Raw genomic sequence first — 16,335 nt, forward strand, 5'->3', positions numbered from 1 at the left:
CTGGTTCCCGGAGCACCCCCAAAAATTAAGGAAAAGAGGGGATTTTGTGAACAGACCGGCAAAAAAAATGCACAGCAGGCTAGACCGGCATTTGATGGGAATCGGTATTCTATTTCTGCTTCCGGCAGCAATTCTGATTACATTTACCACACTCGTTCCCATAGTCTGGAATGGCGTGTTATCACTATGCGAGTGGAACGGCAACGGACCGATGGAGTTTATCGGCCTGAAAAATTACGTTAAAGTATTTACGGATAAAGCGACAATGAAAACCATAGGCAACTCCCTGGTGATCGCGGCCGGGTCCACGGCGGTTTCCATGCTGCTTGGAATCCTGCTGGCGCTGATGATCTATAAGACGGGAAAGAGGGAAGGCTCGATTTTTCGCTTTATCTTCTACAGTCCAAGCATGATACCAATGACTGTGGCGGGTCTCCTGTTTGTTTTTGTGCTGTCTCCGGATGACGGATTACTAAATAATTTATTTGTGGTCATGGGCCTGGGATCAATGCAGCACGCATGGCTGTCCGAACCGGGGCTGGTGCTGATTACACTGGCCATCGTATCCGGCTTCATGGGAAGCGGGACGATTATGATGATGGTCTATACAGCTATTCTCGGTATACCGGAATCCTTGTTTGAATCGGCAAAGCTGGATGGCGCCAATTACTGGAAAGAAGTGAAACTGATTATTCTCCCTCTGATCAAGCCGACGATCTGCATGGTGTTTTCCATGGAAGTCATGTGGTCGTTTAAGACGTACGATATGGTGTGGACGATGACACAGGGCGGCCCGGGATCCATGTCGAAGACCGCACCGATCACGATGATCCAGAATGCTTTTACCTACAATAAGTTCGGATATGCCTCTGCAATCGGTCTGGTATTTACCGTAATTGTGCTGGTATGCATTACATTAGTAAGGAGGGCGATGAAGAGTGAAATCTATGAGTACTGATACGGCTGCAGTGAAAAGAAAATGGAATGGAGATGACTGGGTACGGATAACGATTCGCCTTATACTGATTATTTTTGCAGTGGTTTACATCTATCCCATCATATTTGCGGGTATTACATCATTTAAAACTCTCCCGGAGTTCTATACCAACATCTGGGCCATGCCTCAGAAATTCCTTTACCGCAACTATGTGGATGCGTTCTACACTGGTAAAATCGGAGAGTATTTCTTCAACAGTGTGCTGATTGCAGTGCTGTCTATCGTATCAATTCAGATTATCTCCACCATGGCAGCCTATGCCCTGACGAGACTCAAGATTCCGCACACGAATCTGATTTTGCTTCTCTTTTTCGCACTTCAGATTCTGCCTACGGAAACGATTATCATTCCGCTTTATGTGGAAATGACAAAGATAGGGCTTATGAGGATACAGTATGTTCCAATTATTCTCGCCTATGTGGGCTGGTCGATTCCGGGGTCCACGATAATACTGAAGAACTTTTTCGACACGGTGCCGCAGGAACTGCTGGAGGCGGCGCGAATCGACGGCTGTGGGGAGATTAGGAGCCTTTTTAAGATCACGCTTCCTCTGATGAAGAGTGCAATCTGTACGGTTGCTACCATGAATTTAAACTTTGTATGGGGGGAATTGATGTGGGCTCAGATATCCACGCTTCTGACAGATAAGGGACTTCCTCTGACCGTAGGCCTTTTAAACTTCAAGGGACAGATCTCTACAAACTGGCCGCAGCTGTGTGCTGCTATTATCATCGTTGTACTGCCTCTGTATACGCTGTTCCTTTTTACGCAGAAATACTTTATCGCAGGGCTTACTGCAGGCGGTGTGAAGGGGTGAGTGGGTAAGAGAGGGCAGCAAACAAACGCGAATGAAAATTATACGGAAACGTTAGGAGACTGAGTATGGTAAAAGCAACTCATCTGTTATGTGAATACGAAGAAAATCCTGTCGGAGTCGGTACAGGGAAACCGGCATTCAGCTGGAGACTGGAGGGAGAAAAGGATTCCGTCTTCCAGTCCTCGTATCAGATTGTGGCAGCGCTCGACGAGACATTCACCCAGCTTATATGGGACACAGGACGCCGTTTTGATGGACGATCTGTCTGCATTGTTTATGATGGCGGTATGCCCCTTAAATCCGCAACCAAATATTACTGGAAGGTGCGCCTTTGGGATCAGGACGGAGAGGCTGGACCATTTTCGGCTGTCCATCATTTCGTTACGTCTCTTCTTTCCGGCGGCGAGGAGTGGGAGGGGGCATGGATTACGGCAGAAAGTGAGGCTGACTTTTTCACTTCCTGCGGGCATTACATGAAAAAGGAGTTTGAACTGCCGGAGGGTGAGATTGCCTCCGCTTACCTCTTTGCGTCAGCACATGGGATTTATGAGGCAGCCGTAAACGGGATCAAAGCCGGCGACGGCATATTGACACCTGGGTGGACGGAATACCAGAAACGGATTCTTTTTCAGATGTACGATGTAAAGGATCTGCTAAAGGATAAGAAAAACACGGTCTGCGCCCATGTGGGGCCAGGCTGGTACAAGGGGGATTTGGCCGGATGGATTCATCTGCGGGGCGTATATGGCCATCTGACCGGCTTTAATGCGATGCTGCTGGTCCGCTACAGAGATGGAAGGGAGTGCCGCATTGTCACAGACCGGAGCTGGCAGTGGAGGTATTCTCCGGCCGTCTATTCCGAGATCTATCACGGAGAGATCTGGGATGCCAGACTCCTGTCAGATGAGAATCTGCACTGGGCTTCTGTCACAGAGACCGGGGAGCCGGTTAATACACTTGTACCCATGGATGGAGTATTCGTGCGGAGAAAAGAGACCGTGAGCCCCAAACGCCTGTTTTATACCCCAAACGGAGAACTGGTTCTTGATTTCGGTCAGAACATGGTTGGCTGGGTAAGGGTACGGGCGTCGGGACAGGCGGGAGACTGCGTGGAGCTGAGCCACGGCGAGGTTCTGGATCAGGAGGGGAATTTCTATACCGGTAATCTTCGGGAAGCGAGACAGCGGGTAAAGTATCTGCTGAACGGGGGAGGGACGGAAGTATTTGAACCGCATTTTACGTGGCAGGGCTTTCAGTATGTACGGATCGATCATTATCCGGGAACTCCGGTATTAGAGGATTTTACAGGAGTTGTTATCTATTCTGATTTACAGCAGAGCGGTTTTTTCAAATGCTCTGATCCGTTAATAAACCGATTGGAAGAAAATATACGCTGGGGCATGAAGGGCAATTTTGTGGATATTCCCACAGACTGCCCGCAGAGGGACGAACGGATGGGCTGGACAGGGGATATCCAGGTATTCGCGAGAACAGCATCTTACCTCATGAAGACGGCGCCGTTCTTTCGGAAATGGCTGCGGGATTTGCAGGCGGCACAGCTTCCGGATGGCGGGATTCCATACGTTGTTCCCGATATTCTGACACATCAGGACCGGGATGTGAGAGATGCGGATGCCAATCATTCTGCCAGTGGATGGGGGGACGCAGCTGTCGTGTGTCCTTACACAATATATAAGTATTCCGGGGACAGACGGTTTCTGGAGGAAGCCTATCCGATGATGAAGCGCTGGGTGGATTATATAGAAAACAGGGCAGAAGACGGAGTGATCTGGAATTCCGGATATCAGTATGGAGACTGGCTGGCGCTCGATGCCGGACCGGGCGGCCGGTTCGGTAAAACGCCTAATGATCTGACGGCCACGGCCTATTATGCACACTCCGTGGAACTGGTGAGGCGGGCGGCCGTTATTCTTGGAAAAGAGAAAGACGCTGAAAAATACAGGGGACTGACCGAACGGATAAAAAAGTCCTTCCGGAAAAAGTTCTATGATGAGAATGGCTGTCTGAAGGCAGGAACACAGACGGCGCATGTGCTGGCGCTGGCCTTTGATCTGGCGGGAGACGAGTTCCGGCAGAGGACGATCGACGATCTGGAGGCACTGATTGACGAGTGGAACGGACTCAGTACAGGTTTTCTTGGAACACCCCATATCTGCCATGTCTTAAAGGAAAACGGGAGAGTGGATGCAGCGTACCGGCTTTTGATGAAAAAGGAGTACCCTTCCTGGCTGTATCCGGTTATTAAGGGTGCGACTACGATCTGGGAGCACTGGGACAGCATTCGGACGGATGGCAGCTTTTGGAGCGACAGCATGAATTCATTTAACCATTACGCATACGGCTGCATTGGCGACTGGCTCTACAGTACGATTCTGGGAATTGATACTTCCGAAGAAGAGCCGGGATACCATGAGAGCATCGTGTCCCCTGTTCCGGGAGGAGGCATCACATGGGCGGAAGGCGGCTGCCACACACCATATGGGCTGCTGGAGGTGAAGTGGTCACTGGAGGCTGGAGCTTTTTTCCTTCATGTGAACGTGCCGGCCAATACAACGTGCCGGGTCTGTCTGCCGGGAACAGGAGAGACGTATGCGGTTGGATCGGGGAAACATGATTTTCAGTGCAGGATGGAGAGGGAAGAGATGTAAGAAGGGCAAGAACGTAAAACAGGGCGGGATTCGAAGGAATCCCGCCCAATATTTTTTATCGCATTACGATTCGCTAACAGTCTCTGTTACCACAGGAACTGGCGTTATAATTTCTTTTTCTACCGGCGTCATAACTGCCGGAACCGGAACGGCTGGTTTTAACGGCTCCGGTTCCGGAGGCGTTTGTTCCTGTGTCTGTTCCTGTGTCTGCCTCTGTCCCTGGCTCTTAGAGACCTGCACATTCTCCGTGCCCTTCGAATCTCTGGGCTTTTTGGAAAAGATATCTCTGACCTTGATGCGTACAAAGGTTTTGATAACCTTCACCGAAAGCAGGATGATAAAGACGGGAAGGACAATGGTCAGCAGCAGCTTTGCCTTCAAAAGAAATTTCTTCCGTTTCAGCTTTTTCACTTCTGCCTGATACTCATCTCTGATTTCCTGAATCAATGATTTCTGTTTTTTGATCTGCATGGGAATTCCCCCTTTATAATCGCCTTTTTAGTCGCTCATGAGAGCCTTCATGGCAAATGCGTAGATTTCCTGGCTCTTGGCCTTCCAGTGGTCACACATGATTTCCGCCTGGTCTTTGTCGGGGACGGCGAGCTCTAAATCGATCAGACAGCTCTTACCCTCACGTACCTCACAGTGAACGATGAAATCCTGGTTGGTGGATTTGTAGAAATCCGCGGTCACGCCCACCTCGTTGCGGAGGCGGAACTTGTTCTCTTTCAAATATTCATCGATGTCTTCAATGATGGCAGAGGATATCTTGTTGCCGAAGAACGAAAGGGTTTCTTCTCCCTCCCGCGTGATCTCATAGCGGCTGCTGTTGTGGTTGGTCTCCACATGGAGGAGCTTGGCCTCCAGAAGTTCGTTTAATGCCTGATTCAGCGTGAAATACGTGGTGTATTCATGCTCCAGGAAAAAATTTGACAGCTGCGCACTGGTAAGGGGAAAATTGACCTGCTTCAGCATATACAAAATCATTAATTTATAAAGCGTCATGGGTTCTGACAACATAGGACACCCTCCATAGATTGATTCGTAACGATTCAGTCGTGCCTCCTTCATAGCTACAGAATGCACACAGGTCATAAAAACGTGACTTGGCGCTGCGATCCTCGGGTTTTCTGTGACTTACGCTTTGCTTCACTCACAAAAAACACCTCGCGGGATATAGCCGGCTGAGTAATGACATCCATTCTTACTTTTGTATATGATCTTTCACTGCACGGCTGACCACATCGGCCACACGGGGATCAAATGCCTCCGGCAGAATGTGGTTTTCATCCAAAATGGTTTCATCCACCAGCCCTGCGATAGCGGTAGCGGCAGCCAGCTTCATCTCTTCGGTGATCGCAGCGGCGCGACCCTCTAAAGCACCCTTAAAGATGCCTGGGAATACAACTACATTATTGACCTGATTGGGGAAATCAGACCTGCCGGTGCCGATAATTTTTGCTCCGGCCTCTTTTGCGACGTCGGGCATGATCTCAGGAACCGGGTTTGCCATGGCGAACAGGATCGCATCCGTGTTCATGGACGCAGCCATCTCTTTTGTGACAATTCCCGGTGCGGATACGCCGACAAAGATATCGGCACCCTTCATGGCGTCGGCCAGGCTGCCGTCTGCGCCTTCTAAGTTGGTCACTTCCACCATCTTTTCCTGCATCCAGTTTAAGCCGTCCATGCCCTTCTTTAAGATTCCGGCGCGGTCACACATGGTGATGTGCAAAAATCCGTAGGTTAAGAGAAGCTTCGTGATGGCGATTCCGGCGGAACCGGCTCCATTTACGACGACCCGGCAGTCTTCCTTCTTCTTGCCGGTTACCTTTAATGCGTTGATGATTCCTGCCAGAACGACGATGGCGGTTCCGTGCTGGTCATCGTGGAAGACGGGGATGGGGAGCAGCTCTTTTAAGCGTTCCTCGATCTCAAAACATCTGGGTGCGGAAATATCCTCTAAATTGATTCCTCCGAAGGCAGGAGCAATGTTGACAACCGTCTTTATGATCTCTTCCGTATCCTGGGTATCCAGGCAGATTGGAAATGCGTTGACGCCGCCGAATTCCTTGAAGAGCACGGCCTTTCCTTCCATAACGGGCATGGCGGCCAGCGGCCCGATGTTGCCGAGTCCAAGAACCGCGCTGCCGTCGGAAACAACCGCGATCGTGTTGGATTTGATTGTATATTTATAAGCGGCTTCCGGTTCGGCAGCGATGACCTTACACGGCTCCGCAACGCCGGGAGTATAGGCGAGAGCTAAATCTTCCCTGCTTTTTACTTCGGCTTTGGAAATAGTTTCCAGCTTGCCGTTCCATTTTTCATGCAATAATAAAGCTTTTTCATTCGTTGTCATGATTCTTGTCCTTCTTCTATCAGTTTTTATTTTATCATACCAATTTTAGGGTTTTAAATCAATAGAAAATATGTTAGAATATAGTAATTAAACTGAAAGACAACAGCTGTCAGGATGAAGAACATAAGATACAGGTGGTACTATGAGAGAACGAATCAACAGGCTGGCTAAAGGCATCATCGATTCGGAGGTTCCTGTGATCAAGGTCACTCCGAAAGAAACCTACGACGTGGTGCGTTCCGGCGGGGCCACGAGGCGGGAACTTGTCGTTACCAGTGAGAATAATCTGCATATAAAAGGACTTGCATATTCTTCCAATTTCCGCGTGAGGCTTCTTAATGGGGCGTTTGGCGGCACCTATAACCATCTGGTCTATGAGGTGAATACCGGTTTTCTGGAAGACGGAGATATGATTAAGGGAGCTTTCTATCTGGTTACCAATGGCGGAGAAAGAGAAGTCCCTTATTCTTTTCGTGTGGAACTGAGTACGTCAGGGAAAGCATTGAGCGATTTAAAGACGGCGGAGGATTTCGCCGGAACAGCGAAGAACGACTATGAGACAGCGCTTCGCTTATTTGAATATAGAGATTTTTTCGAGGCCCCCTTCATGAAGGATCTGCATGTGAGGGCCCTTTACGGTGGTTTAAAAGGAAGACCGGACAGGAAGAAGGAACTGGAGGAATTCCTGACCGGACTCGGTGTCAAGGAGCCGGTAAAGCTGACTGCTGACGAGAGCGAGCGGCGGTTTGACCAACTGGACGGAGTGATCCAGGAATGTATTACGATAACCAGGAGCGGTTGGGGCTACGTAAGCCTTGAGGTTACGGCCGACTGCGATTTTATAGAGATTCCGGTGAGAAACATCGGAGACCAGGATTTTACCGACGATACCTGCGAGATCGTCTACCGCATCCATCCGAGGCGCATGCATCAGGGCCTGAACCAGGGACGCATTATCATTACCGGAATCGAAGAGCGCTTCGTCGTTCCGGTGACCGCGATGGTGAACCCGGGCGGTGGTATTTCCGCGGAGGACGCCTATACGAAGGAAGCGATAGCGACGTATCTGCACCTGCGCTTGCAGAAAGAGGCAGGTGATGGGGACTTTCCTCACAATCCGCCGAACACAGGTGATGGGGACTTTCCTTATAATCAGATGCTGCGGGCGCTGGATGAGATCGAGGAGATGAAGGGGCAGCACGAGGCGATTAAGCTTTTAAGGGCCGAGATATACCTTTCAGACGACAGGACGAGCCAAGCGGCGCTGCTGCTGGATGAATGCCGGGAGAAGATCCTGGCGGAGCGGCAGGAAAAGCTGGAGCTTTACTGCTACTATCAGTATCTGAGGCTGATTCTGCAGCCGGACGAATACCAGAAGGAATCGCTGGTTCGTCTGCTGAGAAAATATCTGGAGGAGAACCCGGACCTTCATAATCTGTTTCTGATCCTTTTAAGGCTGGACCGCCGGCTTAATGAGAATCCGGGCGGAGCCATATCCATGATGAGACGCCAGTTTGAAGCGGGCATGAGAAGCCCGTTTCTCTATCTGCATGCCTGCAGGCTGCTTTCCGAAGAGCCGGATCTGATCCGGAGTATCGGCCCGTTTGAGCTGCAGGTGCTGTCCTTCGGCGCCAGATACGGCGCTGCGGGAGAGAAATTTGCGCTGGCTGCGGCGAGGCTTACGCTGACGTCCAGGCATTTTAACCGCCTTCACTACAGGGCGCTGGGACGCCTGTATGAGAAGTATCCCGGAAAGGAAATACTGGAAGCGGTATGTTCCATACTGATCCGGGGAGAGAGCAGGAGTGCGGAGGCATTTAAGTGGTATGAGAAGGGAATCAAAGAAGGAATCAGCCTGACACGGCTTTACGAGTATTATCTGTACGCGCTTCCAAAGGATTACTGCTATCTGCTACCCAAGGAAGTGCTCCTTTATTTTTCCTACGGCGGCAGCGAGCTGGACCGCCACAGCAGGGCGCTGCTCTATAAAAATGTGCTGGTTTACTTAAAGGAATCCGATCCGCTGTATGAGGTGTACGAGCGGGACATCGAAAAATTCGCCACAGAACAGCTGTTCGAATCGAGGATCGGAAGTAATCTGGCCGTTATTTACGAACACATGATCTACAAGGATGTTATTGACCTTCCTATGGCTAAGGTACTGCCCTCTATTCTGCGTTCTTACCGCGTGGAGTGCAGAAACCTTAAGATGAAGTATGTAATTGTCTGCTACGAGGAGCTGCTGGAGGAGGACGCATTTCTTCTGGACGACGGCGTAGCGTACGTGCCGCTGTTTTCCGAGCACAGCATCCTGTTGTTCCAGGATGCCTTTGGAAACCGTTACAGCACGGTTCCTTACGAGAAGACGCCGGTGATGGATAAGCCGGAGTTAGAGGCGCGCTGCTTTGAACTGTATCCCGATCATCCGATGCTCAGACTCCGGGCCTGCGACGAGATTTTAAAGAGGGGCATTGCAGATGAGAAGGAGGCGGGGATGCTGGAGGATGCCATGGAGGATGGACGGCTCCAGCCGCTGTATCAGAGACTCCTGCTATCCAGAATCATAGAGTATTACCAGAATATGCCGGGCATTCCATCGAACGCGAAAGAGGGAGACTCTCCTCTTCATCCGGTGAGTGAAGACAGCACAGAGGGAGGCGCTTATCTGGTGCGCCTCGACAAGCGTCTGCTTACGAAGGAAGAACGCCTGGGAATCTGTGAGACCTTAATCAACCGCAATTATGTCGAGGAAGCCTTCGGTATGATACGGGAATTCGGCTGCGAGGAGATTCAGAGCAAGCGGCTTTTAAAGCTGTGTACCAAGATGATTCTTCAGAATCTTTTTGATGAAGATCCGTTGCTTCTCCACCTGTCGTACCGCGTATTTCTGGAAGGCATGAGCGACAGCGTCATCCTGGATTACCTCTGCGAGCACTACAACGGTCTGACGAATCAGATGTACCGCATACTCCTGCAGGGCATTTCCGAGCATGTGGAGACGTATGATCTTGAGGAGCGTCTGGTCGCACAGATGATGTTTTCCGGATGCACGGAAACCATAGACCGGGTATTCAGCCTCTATATGAACAAAAAGAAGACGAGTGACAACATCGTCCGAGCATATTTTACAATTAAGAGTTCGGAGTATTTCCTTGATGACAAGACTCCGGATGACAAGGTTTTCGCCTATCTGGAAGGCGCGGTCAACGGCTCTGCAGACAAAGACAGGATACCGACGATCTATCTGCTGGCTCTGACCAAATACTATTCCGAGCTTTCCTCGCTGGAAGAGGAGCAGAAGGAGCTGTTAAAGAGCACGACAGCGGTTCTTCTGGAGGCGGGACTGGTATTCCCGTATTTCAAGAAGCTGGCGAAATACGTTCCCATGCCGGAGGATATCATGGACAAGGCCATGATCCAGTATCATTCAGACAGGAACGCGCGGATCGATTTTGAGGTCCGTATTCTTCCGGATGAGGAGGAATACCACTGCGAGGATATTGGAAGGACGTACCAGGGGATTTTCGTAAAGAAGAAGGTCCTTTTTGAAGGGGAGATCATGGAGTACCGGATCAGTGAACTGGAAGACGGCAAGTGGGTGCTGAAAAAAGAAGGAAGCGTCAGCTGTGACGCTGCATCGGCGGCCGGTGATTCGGAAAGCAGATTTGCCTGTTTAAATGAAATGAGCCTGTGTCTGAGTTTAAAGGACGAAGAAGGGCTCAAAAAACGGATGCGGGAGTATTTAACAAAGAATGCTGCCGCGGAAGAATTATTTCCACTGATGTAGATAAGGGGATTGTCGATGGACGGATTGATAATTGGACTTGATTTATGTGATGCCTATACCAGGCTGTGCTGTCACGAACGTGAAAAGACGTGGTGTCTGCCGACGGTCATCTGCCGGAAGAAGGATGATGACGAGTGGTATGTGGGGGAAGAAGCTTACGCATACACCCTGGTGGGGGAAGGCATTATCGTAGACAAGCTTGTAAAGATGGTCATGAAGGACGGTACCGCCACGCTGGGAGGCGTGAAATACGAGGGCACCACCCTGCTTAAGATCTATCTAAAGAAAATACTGGCGCTGGCCAAGGAGGAATTTTTCTCCGATGAGGTAAAGGAGCTGGTGATCACACTGGAAAAGGTGGAGGTCAAGCTGATGGACGCACTGATGTACTGTGCAGATTATTTGGAGATCCCCAGGGACCGGGTGCACATCATCAGCCACACGGAAGGCTTTGTCTACTACGTTCTGAGCCAGAAGAAGGAAGTATGGAACAATCAGGTAGCGGTCTTTGATTTATCGGAGGATTCGCTCCATTACCACGAATTAAAGGTGCAGCGCGGGATGAAGCAGATGACTGTGGTGGCCGAGGATGAGGCTCTGGAGGAGAGCTTTAATCTCGATATTTTGAATACCCCTTCCGGCGGAAAGCTGGCGGATAAGATCCTCAGTTCCTGCGCGGAGCGGCTGCTTTCCAAGAAGCTGTTTTCTTCTATTTTCCTGACAGGAAAAGGCTTTGAGCGGCAGGACTGGGCGGGAGATTTCATGAAGCTCCTCTGTTCCAGGCGAAAGGTCTACATGGACCAGGAGCTGTTTGCCAGGGGTGCCGCTTTTAAGGGCATGGATTACCTTCATGAAAAGACGTCTTACCCCTTTATTTGCGTCTGCGAGGGGCGGCTTCATTCGACGATTTCGATGAAGGTGCTGCACAAGAACCGTGAGAGCCAGCTGATCGTGGCGGCTGCCGGTGACAACTGGTATGAGTCGAGAAGCAGTGTGGATTTGATCGTGGATAACCAGGACTACGTAGAATTTTTAGTAACCCCCATGGATCCGAAGCAGAAAAAGCTGGTAAAGATTCCGCTGGAGGGATTCCCGAAACGGCCGGAGAGAACGACACGTGTGGGGATCAGCGTGGGATTTTTAGATGAGAAGACGATGGCGGTAGTGCTTAAGGACAAGGGCTTCGGAGAACTGTTCCCGGCCTCAGATGCCGTAGTCAGACAAGAGGTCATGATATGAGCCTGATACTATGCCGGCAGGAGCCGGTAAAACATCCTTTTTATTTCGAGGGCCTGGGAGTCCACCTCTATTCCTCTCAGGAGCTTTGCTATGTGATCTACCATAATCCGCTCCTGGTACTGGAGACTTTCGTGGATGACCATCTGATCGAATTCATCCGCGGCGAGCTGGAGATGGGCTTTATGGCGGCCAAGCTGGAAAAATGGCAGCAGAGCGGAGAAGACACCGATGAGCTCCTGTTTTTAATCCTGACGGAATGTGACTACTACAACGCAGCCGAGATCAAACATTTCCGTCAAAAGATCGAGACCTACAGAAAAATGACCCCGCCCGAATTCGCCAAAGCTAAAGCCGACTACCTCTTCACGAGAAAGCAGTACGGTAAAGCCGTAGCAGAATACGAAGGAATCTTAGAGATGCCAAAGGAGTCTTCAACAGACGACGCCTTTTTTGCGAAGATATACAACAATCTGGGAGCTTCCTATGCGCGTTTATTTTCCATGGAGAAGGCCTATCAGGCGTATCAGAAGTCGTTTGATTTAGCAAAGAGTGGAGACGTATTAAAGCGAATCTATTATTTATCCAAATGGAACCCCAATCTGGTATTAAAAGACAGATACCGCACATTGATTACGGAAGATGTAAAAGCGGTATGGGATGAAGATATGAAGAAGGCAGAAGAAGCCGCGCAGAAGGTTGAAAGCTTAGAAAAATTAGACGAACTATTCTTAAAAGATCCGATTAAAAGAATGAAAGGTGCTTCCGAACTTGTTAAAGAGTGGAAGGGGGAGTACCGAAACATGATATAAGCATTGAGCAGTGCGAAAAAAGACATAGACAAATTTACGTTGTGCTTGCACAAAAGTAAATTTGTCTATGTCTTTTTTCATAGGGCGAACGCCCGTCAGCGAGATGGAGCGAAGCGGAATCGAGCGGCCACTGCGGTCCAGCGGGCAGCACGATCAATTTCATTACCGTTCACGGCCCCGCTGAAAGTTTCCGCCGGCGTTCCGGTGCGTGGGAGGGGCAGGAGAAGGTAGCGTTTCTTGTTTTCTCGGTGGCAGGAACTAAAGCAGAAAGACGGGAAAAAGAGGCGGATCGCGCAAACTACGGTGAACTCCTGAAGGACTTCACCTCCGTGTCCACTTGAAATCTGGCTTGGAGGCCAGATTTCACCACCCCTTTTTCCCGTCTTTCTTCTTAAGTTCCTGCAAACCTCGGAAAAGGAAACGCTACCTTCTCCTGCCCCTCCCACGCACCGGAACGCCGGCGGAAACTTCCAGCGGGGCCGTGAACGCTAATGAAATTTCATATAAACAGGGCAGTTCTCCCTTGACATCTTCTCTGCCATCAATTATTATATAGATAATCGATATATATAGATCACCTATATAAAGGCCAAAAAAGAAAGTGAGGTACTCCCATGCCCATCGACAAAAGCCTGATCTCAGGCAGTACCACCATGCTTCTTCTAAAACTTCTAACAGAAAAAGACATGTACGGATACGAGATGATAGAAAACCTGCGAAAGAAATCCAACGATGTATTCGAACTGAAGGCGGGAACCCTGTATCCCCTTCTGCATTCCCTGGAACAGAAGGGATATTTGACCTCCTATGAAGAGGAAGCTTCCGGCAAGGTACGCAAGTATTACAGTATCACCGGAGAGGGAAAACGTTACCTGAAAGGGAAAGAAGAGGAGTGGAAGCAATATGCCGGAGCGGTATCCGGAGTACTAGCAGGAGGTGCCGTCTATGGAACTGTCTGAATATCTGGATACCGTATCGGAGCAGATCCGCTGTAAAAAGGCCAGGACTATGGTCAGAGCGGAACTGGAAAACCATGTGCAGGAACAGTCTGATGCCTATGAGGCTGACGGCATGACGCCTTCTGAGGCGAAAAGAGAGGCGGTCCGCCAGATGGGAGATCCCATAGAGACGGGAACTGCCCTGAACCGGATTCACCGGCCGCATCTGGAGTGGAAATTCCTCATTCTGGTGCTTATGCTAAGCGCTTTAGGCCTCGCACTTCAGTATATGACATGCTATACTGGACTGTTCGGCGGCTATTCCGGCGATCTTGCCGACTATTTCTGGAAACGCCAGTGCTTCTTCACCGTCGCGGGACTCGCCGTTCTCGCCGCAGTCTATATCGTCGATTACACGGTACTTGGCCGGTATCCCCTCCTTCTGTGGTTTGGTTACTTCGTCGTCATATTTATCATTGCAAATACACACGTCGTAATCATGGGAAAAGTGAGAATCTATAATTATCTGACGCTGTTCCTGCCTCTCTACGCGGGAGTGCTTTATAGATTCCGGACAAAGGGATACGGAGCGGTAGCTGTCTGTTATCTATTCAGCTTCATGCCGTTTTTCATGGGCCTGAAGACGATAATAGTACATGGGAGTCTGGAACTTGCCGGCGGCTGTTTCCTGCTTCTGCTTATTGCCGTATGGAAAGGATTCTTCCATGTCAGGAAGGCCCGGACCATAGCAGCTCTTATTGCCGCACCTGTGATAACCCTCCTCCTTCTTTACTGGAAGGGAACTGATCTGGGAGTATTGCATACATACCAGATGATCAGGCTTCAGTCCATTTTCGGCCCGGATATGCTTCATTACAACTCCAATGGAGGGATTATTCCCTATCTTCAGGAGTCCGTCTCCAGTTTTCAAATGTTTGGCTCATCGGCAGCGCCTATGCCGAAGGCAATGAAGTTTTTAAACTGCGACTACGTTGTTTTCTTTGTTTTTGCCAAATACGGTATTGCGGCCGGAACCGCCATGTTATGCATACTTGCCGCCACGGCGGTGAAGGCGTTTTCCATATCATGGAGACAGAAGAACCGCCTTGGATTTCTCGTCGGAACGGCGTGCTCCGTGGTTCTGACAATTCAGATGATTGTCTATGCGGCGGCCAACTTCGGCGTACCGCTGGTAGAGCCCATGACAATTCCGTTTCTGTCATACGGAGGGCAGAGTACCCTGGTGAATTACATATTGCTGGGACTGATTCTCAGCGTCTACAGAAACAAGGATATTGTGTCGGAAAGACATGGAACCCGGGGGAAATGGAAAATACGGCTGGAACGGCAGGAATCGTAAGTGGAAAAAAGTGACGTGTTATGATACACTAAGGCGTATAGAACCTGAACGGCGATACAGAAAACGAAACGTTCAGACAGGAGGACGCTATGGGTGATAATATATGGCAGAACGTATTTCAGGAGATATTTAAAAAGAACCTGGAACTTATGAAGCAGGAACCGGAAACCGCGGGGCTTAATGCGCTGTTTGACTGTGCAGGAGCGTTTGAACAGCTGACGATCGGAGCGGTGCGGCTAAAGACTGGCAGGATCGAGATTGGAGATCCGCTTTGCTACATAAATACGAAATATTCCTGTACGCTGGAGGAGACGGTGGAGCCGGGAAGCTATCCGGTATCGCTGTCAGTGATCGATCATCCGGTCTTTGGATTCCGCTTCCTGGCGGCGAAACTGGACGTGAACGGAAAGACGCCGGTCCGCTATGAACTGGCCATGCCTCAGGGCTATACGATTGAAGATAAAGATAAACCGGGAGTATTTGCCATGTTTGGTGTGGATACAGGGCTGGCCGGTATCTGTGATAGGGCCGTGTCCGTCGTTTACGATGATTTTATAAAAGAATGGCGCGGGGAGAATCCGGACAAAAATCTCTATGACGACTTCTTTGCGGAGGCCATGAAGGCCTATGCCGAACAGCATCCCCGATATCAGAGGGAGGACGGCGATTATATGGACTGGTGCCTGCCGGGAAGCGATGAAAACCTGATTCTTTTTACCAGCGGTTTCGGAGACGGTGCGTACAGCAGTTACTGGGGGATTGACGAGAATGGGGACAAGGCGTGTCTTGTGATCCGTTTTATCGATCCGGAGGCCTATGACGTTCCCATGCCGGAGCTTCCGCGGAGTAAGAAGTTCTTTATGAAGGCAGAAGAGATAAAACCGCTGCTGGAAAGCGGTCAGTTTGGAATCGCCACAGATAAGATTATGGTGGAAGGCTCCAAAGTGGGCTATATGGTACGTAATGAGCCGCAGGAGGAACACCCGGAGGACAGCGGCTGGATCTTCTATGAGGGATCGGAAGACCGGGAATACTGTGAGGACAGCGGGCACTTCGGACTTTATGATCTGAATACGGTGGCAAACTATGATCCCGATATCATTCCGCTGCTTGACGCCCCCGCGGGAATGGCATTTTTCCGCGGTGACGATGGGAAATTCTATGTGGATGCGGGTGCGAATGGAGGAAATTGAGAATAGAGAGATGACCAGTTCTTTTTGGCACCCGACTAACAGGGGTTGACAAATGCTGAAAAAACCTCTATGATCCCGTCTTTGACAGTAAAAAAATTCAAACACCGCTGGAAGCCCTATTCTATAAGGGTTTCACAGCGGTGTTGCTTTGTTTTTAAGTATAGTCT

General features: G+C 49.9%; 12 protein-coding genes. 9 read left to right on the top strand and 3 right to left on the bottom strand.

Features of this window, described 5'->3' with window-relative positions:
• Positions 1 to 46: 46 nt before the first annotated feature.
• The 3 genes from DFR60_RS20310 (at position 47) to DFR60_RS20320 (ending at position 4,483) form a co-directional block, all read left to right on the top strand.
• Positions 47 to 958 (top strand): carbohydrate ABC transporter permease, encoded by a 912-nt coding sequence (locus DFR60_RS20310; RefSeq protein ID WP_110324512.1) that lies wholly within the window; start codon positions 47 to 49, stop codon positions 956 to 958.
• Positions 948 to 1,814 carry a carbohydrate ABC transporter permease gene (locus DFR60_RS20315; protein ID WP_055657178.1) on the top strand — a complete coding sequence of 289 codons (867 nt, stop codon included), beginning with the start codon at positions 948 to 950 and terminating at the stop codon, positions 1,812 to 1,814. The genes DFR60_RS20310 and DFR60_RS20315 overlap by 11 nt, the downstream gene beginning before the upstream one ends.
• 65 nt (positions 1,815 to 1,879) lie before the next feature.
• Positions 1,880 to 4,483 carry an alpha-L-rhamnosidase gene (locus tag DFR60_RS20320; RefSeq protein WP_110324513.1) on the top strand — a complete coding sequence of 868 codons (2,604 nt, stop codon included), beginning with the start codon at positions 1,880 to 1,882 and terminating at the stop codon, positions 4,481 to 4,483.
• 63 nt (positions 4,484 to 4,546) lie between these two features.
• Here DFR60_RS20320 and DFR60_RS20325 read toward each other — a convergent pair whose 3' ends face one another.
• The 3 genes from DFR60_RS20325 to DFR60_RS20335 all read right to left on the bottom strand — a co-directional run bounded on the left by DFR60_RS20325 (position 4,547) and on the right by DFR60_RS20335 (position 6,842).
• Positions 4,547 to 4,954, bottom strand: a complete 408-nt coding sequence (locus tag DFR60_RS20325) for a glycoside hydrolase family 23 (RefSeq protein ID WP_110324514.1) — start codon at positions 4,952 to 4,954, stop codon at positions 4,547 to 4,549.
• 27 nt (positions 4,955 to 4,981) lie between these two features.
• The gene (locus DFR60_RS20330) at positions 4,982 to 5,503 is read right to left on the bottom strand and encodes a DUF4364 family protein (RefSeq protein ID WP_002603550.1); all 522 of its coding nucleotides are present in this window, start codon (positions 5,501 to 5,503) and stop codon (positions 4,982 to 4,984) included.
• A 184-nt stretch (positions 5,504 to 5,687) separates the two neighbouring features.
• Positions 5,688 to 6,842, bottom strand: a complete 1,155-nt coding sequence (locus DFR60_RS20335; protein ID WP_110324515.1) for an NAD(P)-dependent malic enzyme — start codon at positions 6,840 to 6,842, stop codon at positions 5,688 to 5,690.
• 142 nt (positions 6,843 to 6,984) lie between these two features.
• On the opposite strand from DFR60_RS20335, the gene DFR60_RS20340 reads away from it, so the two are divergent.
• The 6 genes from DFR60_RS20340 to DFR60_RS20365 all read left to right on the top strand — a co-directional run bounded on the left by DFR60_RS20340 (position 6,985) and on the right by DFR60_RS20365 (position 16,168).
• Complete coding sequence (locus DFR60_RS20340; RefSeq protein ID WP_110324516.1) at positions 6,985 to 10,629, top strand: DUF5717 family protein; 3,645 nt, start codon at positions 6,985 to 6,987, stop codon at positions 10,627 to 10,629.
• A gap of 15 nt (positions 10,630 to 10,644) precedes the next feature.
• Entirely contained in the window at positions 10,645 to 11,868 is a 1,224-nt protein-coding gene (locus DFR60_RS20345) for a DUF5716 family protein (protein ID WP_110324517.1), read from the top strand.
• Complete coding sequence (locus DFR60_RS20350) at positions 11,865 to 12,677, top strand: hypothetical protein (protein WP_110324518.1); 813 nt, start codon at positions 11,865 to 11,867, stop codon at positions 12,675 to 12,677. The genes DFR60_RS20345 and DFR60_RS20350 overlap by 4 nt, the downstream gene beginning before the upstream one ends.
• A 614-nt stretch (positions 12,678 to 13,291) precedes the next feature.
• Positions 13,292 to 13,636: a PadR family transcriptional regulator gene (locus DFR60_RS20355; protein ID WP_110324519.1), complete on the top strand. Its 345-nt coding sequence runs from the start codon at positions 13,292 to 13,294 to the stop codon at positions 13,634 to 13,636.
• Complete coding sequence (locus DFR60_RS20360; protein WP_110324520.1) at positions 13,623 to 14,975, top strand: permease prefix domain 1-containing protein; 1,353 nt, start codon at positions 13,623 to 13,625, stop codon at positions 14,973 to 14,975. Before DFR60_RS20355 ends, DFR60_RS20360 begins: the two co-directional genes overlap by 14 nt.
• An 89-nt stretch (positions 14,976 to 15,064) precedes the next feature.
• A complete protein-coding gene (locus DFR60_RS20365) occupies positions 15,065 to 16,168 on the top strand; it encodes an immunity protein Imm33 domain-containing protein (RefSeq protein WP_110324521.1) in 1,104 nt (367 codons plus the stop codon).
• The last annotated feature ends 167 nt before the right edge of the window (positions 16,169 to 16,335 follow it).

This window comes from Hungatella effluvii, assembly GCF_003201875.1.
GTDB classification, from domain to species: Bacteria; Bacillota; Clostridia; order Lachnospirales; family Lachnospiraceae; genus Hungatella; species Hungatella effluvii.

Excerpts from the sequence above, each read along its gene's own strand:
- DFR60_RS20350 (WP_110324518.1), top strand. The coding sequence starts at position 11,865 with ATGAGCCTGATACTATGCCGGCAGGAGCCGGTAAAACATCCTTTTTAT.
- DFR60_RS20330 (WP_002603550.1), bottom strand. The coding sequence starts at position 5,503 with ATGTTGTCAGAACCCATGACGCTTTATAAATTAATGATTTTGTATATG.
- DFR60_RS20315 (WP_055657178.1), top strand. The coding sequence starts at position 948 with ATGAGTACTGATACGGCTGCAGTGAAAAGAAAATGGAATGGAGATGAC.
- DFR60_RS20325 (WP_110324514.1), bottom strand. The coding sequence starts at position 4,954 with ATGCAGATCAAAAAACAGAAATCATTGATTCAGGAAATCAGAGATGAG.
- DFR60_RS20360 (WP_110324520.1), top strand. The coding sequence starts at position 13,623 with ATGGAACTGTCTGAATATCTGGATACCGTATCGGAGCAGATCCGCTGT.
- DFR60_RS20320 (WP_110324513.1), top strand. The coding sequence starts at position 1,880 with ATGGTAAAAGCAACTCATCTGTTATGTGAATACGAAGAAAATCCTGTC.
- DFR60_RS20340 (WP_110324516.1), top strand. The coding sequence starts at position 6,985 with ATGAGAGAACGAATCAACAGGCTGGCTAAAGGCATCATCGATTCGGAG.
- DFR60_RS20335 (WP_110324515.1), bottom strand. The coding sequence starts at position 6,842 with ATGACAACGAATGAAAAAGCTTTATTATTGCATGAAAAATGGAACGGC.
- DFR60_RS20365 (WP_110324521.1), top strand. The coding sequence starts at position 15,065 with ATGGGTGATAATATATGGCAGAACGTATTTCAGGAGATATTTAAAAAG.
- DFR60_RS20355 (WP_110324519.1), top strand. The coding sequence starts at position 13,292 with ATGCCCATCGACAAAAGCCTGATCTCAGGCAGTACCACCATGCTTCTT.
- DFR60_RS20345 (WP_110324517.1), top strand. The coding sequence starts at position 10,645 with ATGGACGGATTGATAATTGGACTTGATTTATGTGATGCCTATACCAGG.